This window comes from Streptomyces sp. NPDC025793, assembly GCF_055558375.1.
Map to the genome: position 1 here is coordinate 1 of NZ_JBVHMR010000054.1, position 20700 is coordinate 20700.

Genomic DNA, 20700 nt, shown 5'->3' on the forward strand with positions numbered 1-20700 from the left:
GTGCTGTCCCTGATGGACACCGCCACCAGCGGCCTGGTCCAGGCCCTGGACCAGGCTCCCGACACCCCCGTACACACCCTGCCCGTCCTCAACGACACCGAGCAGAACCTCGTGCTCAACCAGTGGAACGACACCGCCGCTGAGGTGGCGGATCGCACGCTGCCCGAGCTGTTCGAGCAGCAGGTGGCGCGGACGCCGGACGCCACGGCGCTCGTCTTCGACGGCACCGAGCTGTCGTACCGCGAGGTGAACGAGCGGGCGAACCGCCTGGCGCGGTTGCTGGTCGAGCGGGGCGCGGGTCCGGAGCGGTTCGTCGCGGTTGCTCTGCCGCGTTCCCTGGAGTTGGTCGTCGCGCTGTTGGCGGTGGTGAAGTCGGGTGCGGCGTATGTGCCGATCGACCCCGACTATCCGGCCGACCGGATCGCCTACATCCTCGAAGACGCCGCCCCGATGTGCGTGATCACCGGTCTCGGGGCGGAAGGTGTTCTGCCCGAGGACACTCCCCAGATCCTGGTGGATGCCCCGGCCCTCGCTGAGCACTCCGGGACCGACCTCTCCAAGGTGGTGGACCCAGGCACGCCGGCGTACGCGATCTTCACGTCGGGTTCGACGGGTCGGCCGAAGGGTGTGGTCATCGAGCACAGGGCGCTGGTGAACTTCCTGACTTCGATGCAGGAGCGCTTCGGCCTGGGTGCGGGTGACCGGCTGCTGGCGGTGACCACGGTCGCGTTCGACATCGCGGGTCTGGAGTTGTACGTCCCGCTGCTGAACGGCGCTGCTGTGGTGCTGGCCTCTCCGCAGGACGTACGCGACCCCCTTGCCCTGCGCTCTTTGATCTCCTCTGCGGGGGTGAGCGTGATGCAGGCGACGCCGAGCCTGTGGCACGCGGTGGTGGCCGATGCCGGCGAGGAGTTGGCCGGCGTGCGGGTGCTGGTCGGCGGCGAGGCACTGCCGGGCGAGCTGGCCCGCACCTTGGTGGCCAGAACGGCATCGGTGACGAACCTCTATGGTCCGACCGAGACCACGATCTGGTCCACGGCCGACGACGTCTGCGATGACGCCAGCGGGGTGTCCTCGATCGGCCGCCCGATCGCCAACACCCAGGTGTACGTCCTGGACGCGGGCCTGAGCGCGGTACCGGTGGGCGTGGCCGGTGAGCTGTACATAGCCGGCGACGGCCTGGCCCGCGGGTATCTCAACCGTCCGGGTCTGACGGCGGAGCGCTTCGTGGCCGACCCCTTCGGCACCCCCGGCTCACGCATGTACCGCACGGGAGACCTCGTGCGATGGAACACCAACGGGAAGATCGAGTACCTGGGCCGTATCGATGACCAGGTGAAGGTGCGGGGTTTCCGGATCGAGTTGGGCGAGATCGAATCGGTCCTGGCCGCCCACCCCGACGTAGCCCAGGCCGCGGTGGTTGTGCGGGAGGACCGGCCCGGCGACAAGCGGCTCGTCGGATACGCCGTTGCCACCGCCGACGCGATACTCGACCCGCAAGCCCTGCGGGCGCATACGGCGAAGATGGTGCCGGGCTACATGGTCCCCTCCGCGGTCATAGTCCTGGACGTGCTGCCGCTGACACCGAACGGGAAACTCAACCGCCGGGCCCTGCCCGCCCCCGAGTTCACCACCAGCACGACCGGCCGTGCCCCGCGCACCCCGCAGGAAAAGCAGCTGTGTGAGCTGTTCGCAGAAGCGCTCGGCGTCGAGCAGGTCACCATCGACGACAACTTCTTCGAACTCGGCGGCCACTCCCTGCTCGCCACCCGTCTCATCAGCCGTATCCGAACGGCCATGGGGCTGGAGCTCGACATCAGACCCCTATTCGAGAACCCAACGGTCGCCGGAGTTGTCGATCAGCTCGGCACCGTGAAGAAAGCACGTCCGGCACTGCGCCGCATGGACAGGTCGAAGTACGAGGAGCGCTCATGATTCCGGTGTCGTTCGCCCAGCGACGGTTGTGGTTCCTGGGTCGCCTGGAGGGGCCGAGCGCGACGTACAACATTCCGTTGGTGGTCCGGCTGCGCGGTGAGCTGGATCTGAAGGCGCTGGAACTGGCGTTGACGGATGTGGTGGACCGGCACGAGAGCCTGCGGACGGTGTTCGTTGAGGTGAACGGTCAGCCGCACCAGCGGATCCTGCCGGTGGAGGAGGCAGCGCCGGCGCTGGTGGTGCGGGAGAGTTCTGAGGAGCGCCTGGCCACCGATGTCACGGATGCCTCGGCGTACGCGTTCGACCTTGAGTCCGAGATTCCAGTGCGGGCGTCGGTTCTCCAAGTGGCCGTGGACAGCTGGGTGCTGGTCGCAGTGGTGCACCACATCGCGGGTGACGCCTGGTCGTTGGGGCCGTTGGCGCGAGACCTTGCGGTGGCGTACGGGGCGCGGTGCGAAGGTGCGGTTCCGGAGTGGGAGCCGTTGCCGGTGCAGTACGCGGACTACACCTTGTGGCAGCGGGAGTTGCTGGGTGACGAGGACGACCCGGAGAGCACGGGCGCGGCGCAGGTGGAGTTCTGGCGAGGTGAACTCGCCGCAATGCCAGAGGAGTTGGCGCTGCCGTACGACCGGTCGCGCCCGCTAGTGGCCTCGCACCAGGGTGATGTTGTCGAGTTTGAGCTTGATGCGCAGGTGCATCGCAACATGATGAGTCTCGCCCGTGAGTGTGGGGCGAGTATGTTCATGGTCGTGCAGGCCGCGGTGTCGGGTCTGCTGTCCCGGCTGGGGGCGGGCACGGACATTCCGATCGGCTCTCCGGTGGCGGGTCGTTTGGACGAGGCGTTGGATGACCTGGTCGGGTTCTTCGTGAACACGCTGGTGTTGCGGTCGGATGTGTCGGGTGATCCGTCGTTCGCGGAGCTGGTCGGGCGGGTCCGGGAGACTGATCTGAGGGCGTTTGCGGCGCAGGATGTGCCGTTCGAGCGTCTGGTGGAGGTGTTGAATCCGGTTCGCTCGATGGGTCGGCACCCTCTGTTCCAGGTGGCGTTGGCGTTCCAGAACGCGCCGGTGTCGGATCTGGTGATGCCGGGTCTGGACGTAGAGGTCGCGTCGGCCGGGACGCAGGCGGCGAAGTTCGACCTGTCCTTCAATCTTGCCGAGGTGTTCAGCGAGGAAGGGAAGCCGGCGGGCATCCGGGGTGGGATCGAGTTCGCGACGGACCTGTTCGACCGGTCCACGATCGAGCGGATGGCGGGCTGGCTGGCGCGGTTCCTGGAGCAGGTCCTGGCGCACCCCGAGCAGCCGGTCAGCCGGGCACGCATCCTCGACGACGCCGAACTGAGCCTGGTGCTCCAGGACTGGAACGACACCGGCCATGGCGTCCCGGGTGCGGTCCTGCCCGAGCTGTTCGAGCAGCAGGTGGCGCGGACACCGGACGCCACGGCGCTCGTCTTCGACGGCACCGAGTTGTCGTACCGCGAGGTGAACGAACGGGCGAACCGCCTGGCGCGGTTGCTGGTCGAGCGGGGCGCGGGTCCGGAGCGGTTCGTCGCGGTTGCTCTGCCGCGTTCCCTGGAGTTGGTCGTCGCGTTGTTGGCGGTGGTGAAGTCGGGTGCGGCGTATGTGCCGATCGACCCCGACTATCCGGCCGACCGGATCGCCTACATCCTCGAAGACGCCGCCCCGATGTGCGTGATCACCGGTGAGGAGGGCACCAACGACATTCCCCAGATCCTGGTGAACGCACCGATCCTCGACGGGTACTCCGGGGCTGACTTGTCCGATGCGGAGCGGTCGGCGCCTCTGACCTCGGATGCGCCTGCGTATGTGATTTATACGTCGGGGTCGACGGGGCGTCCGAAGGGTGTGGTGGTTCCGCACGCGAATGTGGTGCGGTTGTTCTCCGCTACCGATGGGTGGTTTGGGTTCGGGTCGGATGACGTGTGGACGTTGTTCCACTCGTATGCGTTCGACTTCTCGGTGTGGGAGTTGTGGGGGCCGCTGTTGTATGGCGGTCGTCTGGTGGTGGTGCCGTTCGAGGTGAGTCGTTCGGCGGGTGAGTTCTTGGCGCTGCTGGCGCGTGAGGGCGTGACGGTGCTGAATCAGACGCCGTCGGCGTTCTATCAGTTGATGCAAGCGGACCGGGATGATCCGGCGACGGGTGATCGGCTTGCTCTGCGGTATGTGGTGTTCGGCGGCGAGGCGTTGGATCTGGGCCGGCTGGCGTCGTGGTACGAGCGGCGTGGTGACGGCGGTCCGACGTTGGTGAACATGTACGGGATCACCGAGACCACGGTCCACGTCACCTACCTGCCCCTGGACCAGGAGATGTGCGCAGCCGGTGCTGGGAGCCGGATCGGTGAGGGCATCCCCGACCTGCGGATGTACGTCTTGGACGCGGGGTTGTGCCCGGTTCCGGTGGGCGTGGCAGGCGAGTTGTATGTGGCGGGCGCCGGTCTGGCACGCGGCTACCTCAACCGCCCGGGTCTGACGGCGCAACGCTTCGTCGCCGACCCCTTCGGCGCTGCCGGCTCACGCATGTATCGCACGGGAGACTTGGTCCGGTGGAGCGCGCCCGGTGAGCTGGAGTACCTGGGCCGTATCGACGACCAGGTCAAGATCCGAGGCTTCCGTATCGAGTTGGGCGAGGTCGAGTCGGTCCTCGCCTCGCACTCCGACGTCACCCAAGCCACGGTGATCGTGCGCGAGGATCGCCCCGGCGACAAGCGGTTGGTCGGGTACGTCGTCTCCACCGCCGACCCGCAAGCCTTGCGGGCGTACGTGTCCGAAGCGGTGCCGGACTACATGGTCCCGTCGGCGATCGTCGCCATCGATGCCTTGCCGTTGACCCCGAACGGGAAGTTGGACCGACGGGCCCTGCCCGCACCGGAGTTCACTGCGAACGCGGAAGGCCGTGCACCCCGCACCCCGCAGGAGAACATCCTGTGTGAGGTGTTCGCGCAGGTACTCGGCATTGACCGGGTGTCCATCGACGACAACTTCTTCGAGCTGGGTGGGCATTCGCTGTTGGCGGTGTCTTTGGTGGAGCGGCTCCGTGAGCGTGGGCTGTCGGTGCCGGTGCGGTCGTTGTTCGTCACGCCCACGGTGGCGGGGCTCGCGTCAGGCCTGGAGACCGCGGGCAACCGCGTGGTGATCCCCCCGAACGGGATCGTCGAGGGCATCGAGGTGATCACGCCGGAGATGGTGCCGTTGGCGGGCTTGTCGCAGGAGGAGATCGACAGGGTCGTAGCCAATGTTCCGGGCGGCGTGGCCAATGTGGCGGACATCTACCCGCTGGCCCCGCTCCAGGAAGGCATCCTCTTCCACCACCTGATGGGCGCCTCGAAGGGCGAGGACGCCTACGTCCTGCCCATGGTCCTCGGGTTCGACTCCCGCTCCAGGCTGGACGAGTTCGTCGCCGTCCTGCAGAGGGTCGTGGACCGGCACGACATCCTCCGCACCGCTGTGCTGTGGGAGGGGTTGCGCGAGCCTGTCCAGGTGGTCCACAAGCACGTGGAGATCCCGGTCCACGAGGTCGTGCACGACGGTGACGTAGAGGGCTTGATGGCCCTGGCCGACCCGGTCATGGACATCACCGCAGCACCCCTGGTCCGAGTCACCACGGCGGGTTCGCAGCGACCGGTGGCCCTGGTCCAGGTGCACCACCTGATCCAGGACCACACGGCGGTGGATGTCCTGTTCGCTGAGGTCCAGGCGTTCCTGGAGGGCCGTGAGGCGGAGCTGCCGCCGCCGCTGCCGTTCCGGGAGTTCGTCGCGCAGGCGAGGTTGGGCATACCGGCGTCCGAGCACGAGGCGTTCTTCGCCGGTCAGCTCTGCGACGTCACCGAACCCACCGCGCCCTTCGGCATCAGCGATGTACGGGGCGATGGCACCGGCGTGGCCGAGTCCGTTGCGAGGCTTGATGGGCCCACTGCCACAGCCGTACGCGAGATGGCGCGACGACTCGGCGTGAGCGCGGCGACGGTGCTACATGTGATGTTCGCGCGGGTCGTCGCCGCGGCGTCGGGTCGTGCGGACGTCGTCTTCGGCACGGTGCTCTTCGGCCGGATGCAGGCGGGTGCCGGCGCGGACCGGATCCCGGGCCTGTTCATCAACACCCTTCCCGTCCGCCTGGACACCAGCAAGAATCTGGGCGACGCCGTCAAGCACATGCAGACCGACTTGGCGGAACTGCTGGTCCACGAGCACGCCCCGCTTGCCTTGGCCCAGCGCATGAGCGGGGTGCCGGCGGAAGCCCCACTGTTCACCGCATTGTTCAACTACCGTCACAGCGCGGCGGACACCGACGTCGAAGTCGAGGGCATCGAGATCCTCTTTGCTCAGGAGCGGACGAACTATCCGCTGACGGTGTCGGTGGACGACACCGGTGACGGGTTCGCCTTCACCGTCCAGTGCGTCGACCCGATCGATCCCGGCCTGGTGCTGTCCCTGATGGACACCGCCACCAGCCGCCTGGTCCAGGCCCTGGACCAGGCTCCCGACACCCCCGTACACACCCTGCCGGTCCTCGACGACGCTCACCTTGACCAACTCCTCAGCAACGAGACCGGCCGGGAGATCCCCGGCGGCACACTGCCCGAGCTGCTCGAGCAGCAAGTCTCGCGCACACCGGACGCCACGGCGCTGGTCTTCGACGGAACCGAGCTGACGTACCGCGAGCTGAGCGAACGGGCGAGCCGTTTGGCGCGCGTGTTGGTCGAGCGGGGTGCGGGTCCGGAGCGGTTCGTCGCCGTGGCCCTACCTCGGTCGGCGGATCTGGTCATCGCACTGTTGGCAGTCCTGAAGACGGGCGCGGCATACGTACCCATCGACCTCGACTACCCCGCCGACCGCATTGCCTACATCCTCGAAGACGCCGCCCCCATGTGCGTGATTACTGCCGAGGACAGCGGAGTTGAGGTCCCGGAGGGCACCACCCGAGTGCACCTCGACGAATACGCTGAGGCGGACCTGCCGGTGTCCCTGGACCCGAGTACGCCGGCGTATGTGATCTATACGTCGGGTTCGACGGGTCGGCCGAAGGGTGTGGTGGTAGAGCATCGGTCGGTGGTCGACTACGTGTCCTGGGCGGTGGAGATGTACCCCGGGGTGCGTGGGAACGCGCTGCTGCATTCGCCGGTGTCGTTCGATTTGACGGTGACGGTGTTGTTCGCGCCGTTGGTCAGCGGCGGCTGTGTGATGGTGGCCGACCTGGAGGAGGATCCGGCGGTCGAAGAGGCGTTGGCCGCTGTGCCGCTGAGCTTCGCGAAGGTCACGCCGAGCCATATCGCTTTGCTGGACGCCTTGCCGGGTGTGTTCTCGCCGTCGGGTGATCTGGTGGTGGGCGGCGAGCAGTTGACGGGTGAGCAGTTGGAGCAGTGGCGGCGCGCCCATCCGACGGCCACCGTGGTCAACGAGTACGGCCCGACCGAGGCGACGGTGGGATGCGTCGCCTACCAGCTCGTGCCCGGTCAGCCAGCCCTGGCGGGTCCGGTGCCGATCGGTCGGCCTTCGTGGAACACCCGGGTGTATGTGCTCGACGGCGGTCTGTCGCCGGTTCCGGTGGGTGTGGCGGGGGAGTTGTATGTCGCGGGCGATGGTCTGGCGCGCGGTTATTTGAACCGTCCGGGTCTGACGGCGGAACGCTTCGTCGCCAATCCGTACGGTGCTCCCGGCTCGCGGATGTATCGCACCGGAGACCTCGTCCGGTGGAACACCGACGGCGAGTTGGAGTACCTGGGCCGCGTCGATGACCAGGTCAAGGTGCGGGGTTTCCGTATCGAGCTCGGCGAGATCGAGTCCGTTTTGACCGGCCACCCGGACGTCACCCAGGCCACGGTGATCGTGCGCGAGGACCGCCCCGGCGACAAGCGGCTCGTCGGCTACGCCGTTTCCACTGCTGATCCGCTGACACTACGAACGCACGTGGCGAAGGTGCTCCCCGAGTACATGGTCCCGTCGGTGATCGTGCCGTTGGATGCGTTGCCGTTGACGCCGAACGGGAAGCTGGATCGGCGGGCGTTGCCGGCTCCGGAGTTCACCGCGAGCACGGAGGGCCGTGCGCCGCGCAGCCCGCAGGAAGAGGTCCTCTGCCAGATATTCGCGGAAGTGCTCGGGGTCGACGAAGTCAGCATCGACGACAACTTCTTTGAGCTGGGTGGGCATTCGCTGTTGGCGACGCGTCTGGTGAGCCGTGTGCGGTCGGTGCTGGGTGTGGAGTTGGGCATTCGTCTGTTGTTCGAGGCGCCGACGGTCGCGGGGTTGGTGGAGCGGCTTGCGGGTGCTGGTGTGGGGCGTGCGGTGTTGCGGGCGGTGGAGCGGCCGGAGCGGGTGCCGGTGTCGTTTGCCCAGCGTCGGTTGTGGTTCTTGAACCGTTTGGAGGGGCCGAACGCGACGTACAACATTCCGCTGGTGGTACGGCTGCGCGGTGAGCTGGATGTTGACGCGTTGAATGCGGCGTTGACCGATGTGGTGGGCCGGCATGAGAGTCTGCGGACGGTGTTCGTGGAGGTGGACGGTCAGCCGTATCAGCGGGTGCTGAGCGTGGAGGAGGCGGCGCCGGCGCTGGTGGTGCGGGAGAGCGACCGTGAGCGGGTCTGGGCTGACATCGCGGATGTCTCGGCGTACGCGTTCGACCTGAGCTGTGAGATTCCGGTGCGGGTGTGGGCCTTCCGAGTAGCCGTGGATGAGTGGGTGTTGGCCGCGGTCATGCATCACATCGCGGGTGATGGTTGGTCGTTGGGGCCGTTGGCGCGGGATCTGGCGTCGGCGTACGGGGCGCGGTGTGAGGGTGCGGTTCCGCAGTGGGAGCCGTTGCCGGTGCAGTACGCGGATTACACCTTGTGGCAGCGCGAACTGCTGGGCGACGAGGGTGACGCGGGACAGGTGGAGTTCTGGCGAGGTGAACTCGCCGGTGTTCCGGAGCAGTTGGCGCTCCCGTTCGACCGCCCGCGTCCGCTGGTCGCGTCGTATCAGGGCGATGTTGTGGAATTTGAGTTCGATGCGGCGGTGCACCGGAACGTGGTGGGTCTTGCGCGTGAGTGTGGGGCGAGTGTGTTCATGGTGGTGCAGGCCGCGGTGTCGGGTCTGCTGTCCCGGTTGGGGGCGGGCACGGACATTCCGATCGGCTCTCCGGTGGCGGGTCGTTTGGACGAGGCGTTGGATGACCTGGTCGGGTTCTTCGTGAACACGCTGGTGTTGCGGTCGGATGTGTCGGGTGATCCGTCGTTCGCGGAGCTGGTCGGGCGGGTCCGGGAGACTGATCTGAGGGCGTTTGCGGCGCAGGATGTGCCGTTCGAGCGTCTGGTGGAGGTGTTGAATCCGGTTCGCTCGATGGGCCGGCACCCTCTGTTCCAGGTGGCGTTGGCGTTCCAGAACGCGCCGGTGTCGGATCTGGTGATGCCGGGCCTGGACGTAGAGGTCGCGTCGGCCGGGACGCAGGTGGCGAAGTTCGACCTGTCCTTCAATCTCGCCGAGGTGTTCAGCGCGGAGGGGAAGCCGGCGGGCATCCGGGGTGGGATCGAGTTCGCGACGGACCTGTTCGACCGGTCCACGATCGAGCGGATGGCGGGCTGGCTGGCGCGGTTCCTGGAGCAGGTCCTGGCGCACCCCGAGCAGCCGGTCAGCCGGGCACGCATCCTCGACGACGCCGAACTGAGCCTGGTGCTCCAGGACTGGAACGACACCGGCCATGGCGTCCCGGGTGCGGTCCTGCCCGAGCTGTTCGAGCAGCAGGTGACGCGGACACCCGACGCCACGGCGCTCGTCTTCGACGGCACCGAGCTGTCGTACCGCGAGGTGAACGAGCGGGCGAACCGCCTGGCGCGGTTGCTGGTCGAGCGGGGCGCGGGTCCGGAGCGGTTCGTCGCCGTGGCTCTGCCCCGCTCCTCGGACCTGATCATCGCGCTGCTCGCGGTGCTCAAGACGGGCGCGGCGTACGTACCCATCGACCTCGGCTACCCGGCGGACCGGATCGCCTACATCCTTCAGGACGCCGCCCCGATGTGTGCGATCACGGTCGAGGCCAGCGGAGTCGAGGTGCCGGACGGTATCGCCCGGCTCTTCCTCGATGCCCTCGACGGCGACTCCGAAGCGGATCTGCCGGTGTCCCTGGACCCCGGCACACCGGCGTACGTCATCTACACCTCGGGTTCGACGGGCCGCCCGAAGGGCGTCGTCGTCGAACACCGGTCGGTGGCCAACCTGTTGGCCTGGGCCGATCGCACGTTCCGCTTCGCGGAGCTGTCCCGGGGCGTAGCCTCCACGTCCCTCAACTTCGACGTCTCCGTCTTCGAGATCTTCGCCCCGCTGGTGTCCGGCGGCAGCATCGAGGTCGTACGGGACCTGCTGTCCCTGCCCGACCTCGACCCCGACACACTGTCCGGGAGCCTGGTCAGCGGCGTACCCTCGGCCTTCTCGCATCTGCTGGCCGGCACGTTGAGCGGTGCTCGTCCGCGTGCGGTGGCGCTGGCCGGTGAGGCGCTGGCCGCGCACACGGTCCGTGACATTCGTGCGGCGATGCCCGGGGCCCGGGTCGCGAACATCTACGGCCCGACCGAAGCGACCGTCTACACCACCTATTGGCACACCGACACGGACACCGCGACCACCCCGCCGATCGGCCGCCCGATCGACAATGTCTCCACCTACGTCCTCGACGACAGCCTGAACCCCGTACCGGTGGGCGTGGCGGGTGAGTTGTACATCGCGGGCGCCGGTCTGGCGCGCGGGTACCTCAACCGTCCCGGCCTGACAGCGGAACGCTTCGTCGCCGATCCGCACGGCGATCCCGGTTCACGGATGTACCGCACCGGAGACCTCGTTCGATGGAACACCAACGGCGAGATCGAGTACCTCGGCCGCATCGACGACCAGGTCAAGGTACGAGGGTTCCGTATTGAGCTGGGTGAGATCGAGACCGTCCTTGCCGCCCATCCCGACGTCACCCAGGCCGCGGTGGTCGTACGCGAGGACCGTGGCGACAGGCGGTTGGTCGGCTACGCCGTCTCCACCGCCGACCCGCAAGTCCTGCGGGCCCACGTGGCGAAGGCGGTACCGGAGTACATGGTCCCGTCGGCGATCGTGCTGCTGGACGTGTTGCCCCTCACGCCGAACGGGAAGTTGGATCGACGGGCGCTGCCCGCGCCCGAGTTCACGGCGAGCACGGAAGGACGTGCGCCGCGCACCGCACAGGAGGAGATCCTGTGCGGGGTGTTCGCGGAGGTCCTCGGGATCGACCGGGTGTCCATTGATGACAACTTCTTCGAGCTGGGCGGGCATTCGCTGTTGGCGGTGTCTTTGGTGGAGCGGCTCCGTGAGCGTGGGTTGTCGGTGCCCGTGCGGTCGTTGTTCGTGACGCCTACGGTGGCGGGGCTCGCGTCGGGTCTGGGGACCACGGACAAGGGCCTGCAGATTCCGGCGAACGGGATCGTCGAAGGTGTCGAGGTGATCACGCCGGAGATGGTGCCGTTGGCGGGCTTGTCGCAGGAGGAGATCGACAGGGTCGTAGCCGAAGTTCCGGGCGGCGTGGCGAATGTGGCGGACATCTATCCGCTGGCCCCGCTCCAGGAGGGCGTCCTCTTCCACCACCTGATGGGTGCCTCGTCGGGTGAGGACCCCTACGTCTTGCCGATGGCACTCGGGTTCGATTCACGTGCCAGGCTGGACGAGTTCGTCGCCGTCCTGCAGAGGGTCGTGGACCGGCACGACATCCTCCGTACGGCCGTGCTGTGGGAGGGGTTGCGCGAGCCTGTCCAGGTGGTGCACAGGCACGCGGAGATCCCGGTCCGCGAGCTGACGCAGGACACCGATGTGCAAGGTTTGCTGGCAGCGTCCGGCTCGGTCATGGACATCACCGCAGCCCCGCTGGTCCGAGTCACCACGACGGGTTCGACAGCACTGGTCCAGGTGCACCACTTGGTCCAGGACCACACAGCGGTGGACGTCCTGTTCGCGGAGGTCCAGGCATTCCTCGAAGGCCGAGAGAAAGAACTGCCGCCGCCGCTGCCGTTCCGGAACTTCGTCGCCCAGGCGAGGTTGGGCATCCCGGCGTCCGAGCACGAGGCGTTCTTCGCCGGTCAACTCGGCGACGTGACGGAACCCACGGCGCCCTTCGGTATCACCGATGTACGGGGTGATGGCACCGAGATCGCCGAGGCCCGTAAACCCCTCGACGCCACCACCGCCACCGCTGTACGCGATATGGCGCGGCGCTTGGGCGTGAGCGCGGCGACCGTGCTGCACGTGATGTTCGCGCGGGTGGTCGCCTCGACCGCAGGTCGCCAGGACGTCGTCTTCGGCACGGTGCTGTTCGGCCGTATGCAGGCTGGTGCCGGAGCGGATCGGATCCCGGGCTTGTTCATCAACACCCTGCCGGTCCGCCTCGACACCGGCAACAACCTGGGCGATGCCATCAAGAGCACCCAAGCCAACCTGGCGGAACTGCTGGTCCACGAGCACGCCCCACTCGCCCTGGTCCAACGAATGAGCGGCGTGCCTGCCGAAGCCCCGCTGTTCACTGCCCTGTTCAACTACCGACACAGCACGACGGACACCGACACCCAAGTCGACGGCATCGAGATCCTCTTCGCTCAGGAGCGCACCAATTACCCGCTGACGGTCACGGTGGACGATACCGGCGACGGCTTCGTGTTCACTGTCCAGTGCGTGGACCCGATCGACCCGGACCTGGTGCTGTCCCTGTTGGACACGACCACCAGCCACCTGGTGCAAGCCCTGGACGACACTCCTGTACACACCCTGCCCGTCCTTGACGACACCGAGCAGAACCTCGTACTCAAGCAGTGGAACGACACCAGCCGTGACATCCCCGCCGCAGCTCTGCCTGAGCTGTTCGAGCAGCAGGTCGTGCGGACACCGGACGCCACGGCACTGATCTGCGATGGCACGGAACTGACGTACCGCGAGCTGAACGAACGGGCGAACCGCCTCGCCCGCCGACTGATCGGACAGGGCGCGGGCCCGGATGGGTGCGTCGCGGTCGCCCTGCCCCGGTCGGCAGACCTGGTGATCACGATGCTGGCGGTGCTGAAGACGGGTGCGGCGTATGTGCCCATCGACCCGGACTACCCGGCCGACCGCATCGCCTACATCCTCGACGACGCCGACCCCATGTGCGTGATCACTGTCGGGGACAGTGGGGTCGAGCTGCCGGCCGGCACCACCCGGATCCTGGTGGATGACCCGTTGGTGCAGCAGGCTCTCGGTGCGCAGGCGGCGGGTGACATGTCCGATGCCGAGCGGGTTGCTCCGTTGGGTGCTGCGTGCCCGGCGTATGTGATTTTCACGTCGGGTTCGACGGGTCGGCCGAAGGGTGTGGTGGTCGAGCACAGGGCGTTGGTGAATTTCCTGTGGTCGATGCAGGAGCGGTTCGGTCTAGGTGTGGGTGACCGGTTGCTGGCGGTGACCACGGTTGCTTTCGATATTGCGGGTCTGGAGTTGTATCTGCCGTTGTTGCACGGTGCTGCTGTGGTGTTGGCGGCGCCGGAGCAGGTGCGTGATCCGCTGGCGTTGCGGGCTTTGATCGCCTCGGCCGGGGTGAGTGTGGTGCAGGCGACGCCGAGTCTGTGGCATGCGGTGGTGGCCGATGCCGCGGATGAGCTGGCCGGGGTGCGGGCGCTGGTCGGTGGTGAAGCGCTGCCGGGTGAGCTGGCCAAGACTTTGGTGGCCCGGACGGCATCGGTGACGAATCTGTACGGGCCGACCGAGACGACGATCTGGTCCACGGCCGCTGAGGTCCGTGGGGATGCCCGCGGGGTGTCCTCGATCGGCGGTCCGATCGCCAACACGGAGGTATATGTCCTGGATGCGGGCCTGTGCCCGGCACCGGTGGGCGTGGCTGGTGAGTTGTACATCGCCGGCGACGGTCTGGCCCGCGGGTATGTGAACCGTCCGGGTATGACGGCGGAACGGTTCGTGGCCAACCCGTTCGGGGCGCCGGGCTCGCGCATGTACCGCACCGGGGACCTGGTGCGATGGAACACGAACGGGCAACTGGAGTACCTCGGCCGCATCGACGACCAGGTCAAGGTACGAGGCTTCCGGATCGAGCTGGGCGAGATCGAATCCGTCCTGGCCGGCCACCCCGACGTGGCCCAGGCCGCGGTGGCCGTCCGGGAGGACCGGCCTGGTGACAAGCGCTTGGTCGGATACGCCGTCCCCACCGCTGACGCGGTACTCGATGCGCAGCAGTTGCGGGCGTACGCGGCGGGTTCGGTGCCCGAGTACATGGTGCCTTCCGCGGTCATGGTGGTGGATGTGCTGCCGCTGACGCCGAACGGGAAGCTGAACCGGCGGGCCCTGCCCGCGCCCGAATTCACCAGCGGCACGACCGGCCGTGCCCCGCGCACCCCGCAGGAAGAGCAGCTGTGTGAGCTGTTCGCAGAAGCACTCGGCGTCGACCGGGTCACCATCGACGACAACTTCTTCGAACTCGGCGGCCACTCCCTGCTCGCCACCCGCCTCATCAGCCGGATCCGAACGGCCATGGGTGTCGAGTTGGGGATCCGTGCCCTGTTCGATGCTCCGACAGTGGCCGGACTGGTAGAGCGGCTCGACGTGGACAATCCCGAGGACTCCTACGGGGTGCTGCTGCCGCTGAGGACCACTGGCAGCTCGGCACCGCTCTTCTGCGTGCACCCGTTGGGCTCCCTCGCTTGGGCCTACGAGGGCTTGGCGGACCGGCTTGGGCCGGACTATCCGGTCTACGGTCTCCAGGGCCGGGGCTTGCTGCAGCCGGAGCGGCAGCCCGGGAGCGTGGCGGAGATGGCCGCCGATTACGTGGCGCAGATACGCACGGTGCAGCCATCCGGGCCTTACCGCCTGCTCGGGTGGTCGTTCGGAGGGAACGTCGCGCACGAGATGGCGGTGCAACTCGAGGAGCGGGGCGAGCAGGTGTCGCTGCTCGCGTTGCTCGACGCGGGCGCTGAATACACCGTCGCATCCGATGAGTCGATCGTGGAACACGAGACGCTCGAGATGCTGGTGCAGGGCCTCGGGCACAAGACCGGGGATGTGGTCGGTGCCGAGACCGGCAGGGATGCCACCGCACGTCAGCTCACTCGGACGGATGTGATCAACTTCCTGCGCCGCACCCAGACTGATTGGCGAGACCGAGACGAAGCACTGATCAACGCGCTAGTCGACACCGCAGAGAACAACGAACGGATCCTGGGTGACTTCAAGCACCGCCGTTCTTCCTCGCGGGTGCTGTACATCGCTGCGGACCCGGCCAGGACCGGTGATACCACGGCGGCGGACAAGTGGCTCCCGCACGCCGGCGGTGGCATCGTGAAGCATTCCGTGCCGTACGAGCACGAAGCGATGATGAGCCCGGACTCGCTCTCGCACATCGTGCCCATCATCGCGGCTGCGCTGAGGGGAGCCTGACTGCGCGGAGACAGCGGTTAGGCAGACTTCCCTTCCTGGGATTCCACGGGTCCGGCCTCGGCGATGGGTCCCCGCCAAGGCCGGACAGCCAGCACGTCCAAGTACGCATGCACTATCCACACGGGGAGCAGAGGTATGAAGTTCGGAATCCTGGGGCAGTTGTCGCTGGTCGACAGTGATGGTCGGTCATGCGCACCAGGCGCCCTGAAGTTGAGGATCCTGCTGGCGAATTTTCTGGCGCGGCCTAACCGCATGCTGTCCACCCATCAATTGATCGAAGAACTCTGGGATGGGTTCCCGCCCCGGACCGCGACAACGGCACTTCAGGTTTATATCTCCAATATCCGTAAGATCCTGGGCGAGGGTGGTTCACGCTCCGAGCAGTCCTCCATTCTCACCCGCCCCCCGGGATATGTCTTTAGCCTGGCTGGCCACGACAGCGATCTGCAACAGTTCGAGCAAGAGAGGGACGAGGCTGGCCGACTTGAGGCCCGGGGGGATATGGAAGGCGCCTCGGCGCTGCTGCGCCAGGCGTTGAAACTGTGGCGCGGGAGGGCCCTCGCTGACGTCCGTTGCACGCCGCGATTGATGGCGGAGGCGCGGCGCCTTGACGAGCTGTACGTCACTTCCTACGAGAAGTCGATAGAACTCGACCTGAACCTCGGGCGGCATGCCGAACTGGTGGGAGAACTCTATGCGTTGGCGGGGGAGTACCCCTCCCGTGAACGAGTCCATGAATACTTGATGGTCGCTCTCTATAACGCTGGACGCCCCAGCGAGGCGTTGCGGGTCTACTTGTCGATCCGCAACTCGCTGAGCGAGCAGTCCGGGCTCGCCCCGAGCCACCGTCTGCGCAGTCTTCAGCAGGCGATCCTGTCGCGGAGTTTCGACGTCCTGTCGATCAGGCCGCAGACCCCGATGCGGTCGATCGCGTGATCCAGCGCACCGGAACCCCGGAAGGGCCAGAGCCGGACCACCCAAAGGATTGAAACTTCATGCGCGAACTATTCCGCATCCGTAACCTGCGTATCTGCATCCTGGGCAATACGGTGACCATGATCGGCGACAATGCCTTCTGGCTCGCCGCTTCCATCTGGGTCAAGGAGCTGACCGGGTCGACGGCGCAGGCCGGCGTCGTCATCCTCTGCCTGACTCTGGGGACCATGCTCTCGCCCGTCACCGGAGTGCTGGTCGACCTGTTCCGACGCAGACGGCTGCTGATGTTCACCGAGGCGGCCACCGCGCTGTTGATCTTGTCCCTCGTCACTGTGGACGGCCCGGGCCAGGTCTGGCTGATCTACCTGGTGATGTTCCTCTACGGGATCAGCTCCGCGATCACTTCCGGTGCCTTCGCCGCCTTGCGAGAGGAGCTCATACCCGCGGAACTCGTGAGTACGGCCATCGGGCTCAGCCAGGCGCTGAATCAGGCCGCTCGGCTGATCACCCCCGGGATCGGGCTCGGTGTCTTGGCTGCCTGGGGCGGGCACACCCTGGCCGTTGTCGACGCGGCCACCTTCGGTGTGTCGGTGCTGTGCTGGTCGCTGGTGCGGATCGACGACCCGAAGCCGGCCCGGGGGACGAACCGGGAGGGCTGGAGCCAGCAGGTCGTGGTCGGTTTCCGATACTTGCTGACCGCGCCGCTGCTGCGTCACCTATCCCTCGCCTTGGCACTCGCCTTCTTCGCGATGGGCTTCTATGAGACGCTCGGCATCGCTGTGGTGACCGTCGGGCTGGGCCATCCCGCGACCTGGGTGGGCACTTTGGTCACCGTCATGAGCCTGACCGGGCTGATCGGAGGCTTGCTCGCGCCGGCGCTCATCAAACGTGCCGGACCTGGGCGTACCGCGGCGGTTGGCTTGGGATTGTGCGCAGTCGCCGCTGGCTTCGTCGCAGTCCCGAACAGTGCGGTGGTGATCACCGCTGCTGCGACCGTCGGGCTGTGCCTGGCGCCGGTCGTGGTCAGTTCCATGACGGCCTTTCAGCTGTACACCGCGAATGAGCTGCTGGGCCGGGTGACCGGAGCAGCGAGCTTCATCATGACCGGGATGCAAGGCGTCGGAATCTTCGTCGGCGTCATGCTGATTGACGTGCTGCCCTACCGAGATCTGGTTTATCTGAGCGTCGGCATTCTTATCGTCGGCTCGTTGTACCTGGCAACCCGACCCGAGCAGCGTCGGCGTGTACTCCCGAACCGGACAGCTGTTCTGGAAGGCGACGAGCCGAAAAGTGAGGAGCCGGCCGGAACTGCGAAACGATGAGTGCATCAAGCTCATGTCAAGCATGCCCTCAACGGTCGCTTTTCGTGGGTGGATATCGATGGATGAAAACAGCTCATATTTCTGCAGTGATCAGCGCCGACTTCCCCGACGTCGCGATCAATGTAAGGTGATCGAGATCTCACCACGCAACTCATTGCTGGAGTACACCTGAATGTCTGTGAATGCGTCTGACACCGCGATATGGCTGCGGCGGTTCGGCACGGTCGCCGGGCCCAAGCAGCGTCTGGTCTGTTTCCCGCACGCTGGAGGTTCCGCCAGCGCCTTCAGTAGCTGGCGCCGTCGGCTGCCTGTCGATGTCGAACTGTTGACGATCCGCTATCCGGGCAGGGAGGACCGGATCACGGAACCGTTCGTCGAGGACATGGACGAGATGGCCGATCAAATCGCCGCGGAGCTGGCCCCGTTGCTCGACAGCGGCTTGGTGTTGTTCGGGCACAGTATGGGTGCAGCCCTTGCCTTCGAAGTTGCTTTGCTGCTGGAGGAGAAGCATGGCCGGGGCCCAGCCATGGTCGTTGTTTCCGGCCGGAGTGGCCCCGGCACTGAGGGGCGCGATCTGCCTGATGACAACGACGAATCGGTCATCGACTTCGCCAAGTCTTTGGGAAGCGTCAACTCGGCGGCGTACGACGACGAGGACCTTCGCCCGCTGCTGCTTCCGGCGCTCCGCGCGGACCTGCGCATGATCAAGAACCACTCTCCTAAGCCCGGCCGGACCATCAAGAGCCCGCTCTCGATCTATGTGGGAGACAGCGACCCGGACGTTACTGTCTCCGAGGCGTATGCGTGGTCGGACGCGTCGATCGGTGAATCAAGCATCAAGGTGTTTCCCGGGGGGCACTTCTACTTGGTCGACTCCGAAGCAGAGGTACTGGACGACTTGTCCGCGCGGCTGCGCAGCGCAAGACTCACTGACCTCGATCGTTCATGAGGGTCCGTCAGCTTGCTGGGTCTGACCCGTAGTCGGTGGTAACGGCGGGTAGCCATCCGCGATCATGCTCTCGTGATGGATGTCAACTCGCTTGTCGGGACGGTGTTTTCCGGGCTGTCGGGGGGTGGTGGTCGAGGGGGTTGCGGACGGCGGGGACGCGGTCGTGGTTACGGCCCGTACCCGGGGTGTCGCGGTGCCGTGTCCGGTGTGCGGGATGCCGACGATGAAGGTGCACGGGTGTCACGGCCGGACGGTGGCGGACGTGCCGGTCGACGGCCGGCAGGTCGTCGTCCGGCTGTAGGTGCTGGTCTGTCCGGTGCTGGGCTGTGCGCGGCAGACCTTCCGTGAGCGGGTTCCCGGGCTGCTGGAGCGTCATCAGCGCAGGACGGTGCGGCTGGCCGGGCACATAGCCGAGGTGGCGCGGGAGATATGCGGCCGGGCGGCCGCCCGTCTGGTCAACCTGCCGGCCATGCCGGTCTCCCGCAGTACCGTGCTGAGGTGGCTGTGGCGTCTGCCGGTACCCGAGGCGCCGGTCCCGCGTGTGATCGGCGTGGACGATTTCGCGCTGCGGTGCCGTCACCGCGACGCCACGATCAGTGCCGATGCCGTCACCGGCCGGCGCATCGAGGTTCTGCCCGGCCGGGACGCCGATCCCCCGGAAGCCTGCCTGTGCAAGCATCCCGGCATCGAGGTCGTATGCCGGGACGGCTCGGCCACCTATGCCGAGGCTATCCGCCGCGCCCTGCCCAACGCGATGCGGGTCAGCGACCGCTGGCACCCGTGGCGCGTGCGCCGTGAGGCGCTGATTGATCGAGTGGACGTGAGAGACCTTCGCCTCCGTGTCGCAGCACGGCGCTGAAGCTGGGGGCAGTACGACCCGGGAGGTGCTGGGGAGGATGGCAAGCGGCCTCGACGAAGCCGGGACGTATCAGCACTGCCGGACGGTGCGGGTCCGGCAAGCAAGACGGAGAGGTGTACGAGAGGAACCGGTGGTTGAAGCCTCCGAGGGCCTGTGCGATGTCGTGATCAATCGTGCCGATCCGGGTCCCTCGCGACGGGGAATCCGGTAGGAAGGCGATCGTGGCACGCAGGCAACTCACCAGCCGAGGTAGCCACCCTCACACGCCACGATGCCGAGCTCTACAAAGAACGGAACGCCGTCGAGCGCCTGTTCAGCAAGCTGAAGGCCTGGCGGGGCATCGCGACCCGACACGACAAGGCACCCGAGAGTTACCTCGTCGGCCTCCACCTCCGTGCCTCGATGATCTGGAGCAACGACCTCCTGAAGGCAACTGGCTGTTCACAACATCACACAGCCCCTTGACCGCTCCGCGGGCGCCATCGACGAGCTCACCGACTTCCGTGCTCAGGCCCTCGCCCGGCTCGCCGCCCAGCACGAGGAGATCATCCGCCTATGCGGCGTCATCCGTGGTGCGAACCACGTGACCCAGCTCCCGCAACCCCGAACTGTCACGTTCGGATCATGCAGTTGAGTGGCTCCACCGGGTCCTTGGTGACGCGCAGGAGAGGCACTGCGGACAGGAGAACGAACAGTCCGAACAGCGTGATGGGCAGTAGCCCTACCGGTTGCAGCAGCCGTGTTGGGTCAGCCCTCACCCACGGCCAGTTGGCGATCCAGTTCGTGGTCACATCCAGCGTCATCACCACCACTGCGAGCAGGATGCCGCTGCGGTGCACCCGCGCCGCCAGCACGACGACCAGCGGATCGAGGAGAACCAGGGCGTTCAGGTACACCTGGGAGAGCACCGGGAAATGCGCAAAGGTATGGATTCCGTTCATCAGCACCCAGAACAGGTGCATGCCGGACCCCTCGCCGAAGCCGATCAAGTACACCGCAAGAACCCACCGCGCCCAGTGCGGCAGACCGCTCCACTTTTCCCGCAAATGAACCTCCCTCAGCCGAGCCTATACAGCGCCCCCAGCCAAGCCGAAGCCGGGGCAAGGGCGCAGCATCGCGGAGTGGCATGCGTCACAATGCCGGCATCGGAACGCAACACCGACGATGCGCAACCTCGCCAACGTCAATACCGACAACGGCCTGTGAAATGGCCACACGGAGTCAACCGCACATGGCTTCTGCGGGCACAAGACATCCCTACGTCACGCACCTGACCGAGGACGGGCTGAGGCG

The 20700-nt window shown here is 66.7% G+C and carries 6 protein-coding genes and 2 pseudogenes; 7 read left to right on the forward strand and 1 reads right to left on the reverse strand.

What is annotated here, in order from left to right; translation table 11 throughout:
• From ACZ4MF_RS43255 to ACZ4MF_RS43285, 7 genes and pseudogenes are all read left to right on the forward strand, one after another.
• The coding region (locus ACZ4MF_RS43255; RefSeq protein ID WP_467499148.1) for a non-ribosomal peptide synthetase at positions 1 to 1935 on the forward strand (1935 nt) is incomplete at its 5' end.
• Entirely contained in the window at positions 1932 to 15341 is a 13410-nt protein-coding gene (locus ACZ4MF_RS43260) for a non-ribosomal peptide synthetase (protein ID WP_467499150.1), read from the forward strand. The genes ACZ4MF_RS43255 and ACZ4MF_RS43260, both read left to right, overlap by 4 nt.
• A gap of 135 nt (positions 15342 to 15476) precedes the next feature.
• Positions 15477 to 16277 carry an AfsR/SARP family transcriptional regulator gene (locus ACZ4MF_RS43265; protein ID WP_467499152.1) on the forward strand — a complete coding sequence of 267 codons (801 nt, stop codon included), beginning with the start codon at positions 15477 to 15479 and terminating at the stop codon, positions 16275 to 16277.
• A 59-nt stretch (positions 16278 to 16336) separates the two neighbouring features.
• Entirely contained in the window at positions 16337 to 17599 is a 1263-nt protein-coding gene (locus tag ACZ4MF_RS43270; protein ID WP_467499154.1) for an MFS transporter, read from the forward strand.
• Positions 17600 to 17771: 172 nt separating this feature from the next.
• Positions 17772 to 18548, forward strand: a complete 777-nt coding sequence (locus ACZ4MF_RS43275) for a thioesterase II family protein (RefSeq protein WP_467499156.1) — start codon at positions 17772 to 17774, stop codon at positions 18546 to 18548.
• 72 nt (positions 18549 to 18620) lie between these two features.
• A pseudogene (locus ACZ4MF_RS43280) lies at positions 18621 to 19335 on the forward strand (transposase); the annotation flags it as partial.
• 339 nt (positions 19336 to 19674) lie between these two features.
• Positions 19675 to 19872 (forward strand): annotated as a pseudogene (locus ACZ4MF_RS43285) (IS5/IS1182 family transposase); the annotation flags it as partial.
• 146 nt (positions 19873 to 20018) lie between these two features.
• Here ACZ4MF_RS43285 and ACZ4MF_RS43290 read toward each other — a convergent pair.
• Complete coding sequence (locus ACZ4MF_RS43290) at positions 20019 to 20453, reverse strand: hypothetical protein (protein ID WP_467499158.1); 435 nt, start codon at positions 20451 to 20453, stop codon at positions 20019 to 20021.
• Between the last annotated feature and the right edge of the window lie 247 nt (positions 20454 to 20700).